Here is a 605-nt window from a genome sequence, read left to right as displayed (position 1 = left end):
GGGCGTTGGTGACGAGTTCCGACACCACCAGGACAAGCGTGTCCGCCAGATCCGGGCTCGGCGCCGGGTCGAGGCTGTCGGTGAATGCGCGGGTGATGTCGCGGGCGCGATGGACGTCGGCCGTGCTGTCGCCCATCGTGAGAAGTGAGGCAACCGTATGGGTAATTTTCGTGTCGTTCATGCACGTACACCCCACCTTGATCGGTTGTGCCGTTTCGCAGAATGGGTAGCGTGCCCGCTCAGTCGGCTTCCACACCGGGACGGGAGAATCCCCGCTGCTCCAACGGGAGGAAATCTGCCCTGACGGTAGTAGACATTGCTGATTGGTGGGGTAGGGTTTCGCTCGTACCAGGAAAGCGAGTCAGGGCGGCAGAGGCGAACTGCCGCGCATGCAGGTGGAACCCGTTGTGGCACGGCAGCGGAACCCGAGGGCCGGATGCGCCAGGGTCCTCGAGTTGGTTGCCGGGCCGGCGGCCCACAGGGGCCGCGAGCCGGGGTTCCAGCAGTACGACGTAACAGCCGCAAGGAGAAGGAGGCAGACGCCATCAGGATCGCCCGGGCGAGGAAACGGTCCGCTCGGGTACCGAAGGCCCCCGAAAGGAAGG

The 605-nt window shown here is 65.3% G+C and carries 1 pseudogene; it reads right to left on the bottom strand.

The annotated features are described in order from the left end of the window. A pseudogene (locus E2E34_RS34940) lies at positions 1–181 on the bottom strand (ATP-binding protein); the annotation flags it as partial. Positions 182–605: the final 424 nt, after the last annotated feature.

This window comes from Streptomyces albidochromogenes (genome assembly GCF_005981925.1).
Lineage (GTDB): Bacteria > Actinomycetota > Actinomycetes > Streptomycetales > Streptomycetaceae > Streptomyces > Streptomyces albidochromogenes.
The sequence above is the reverse complement of the archived record's forward strand: the minus strand, read 5'-3'. Positions and strand labels throughout refer to the sequence as shown.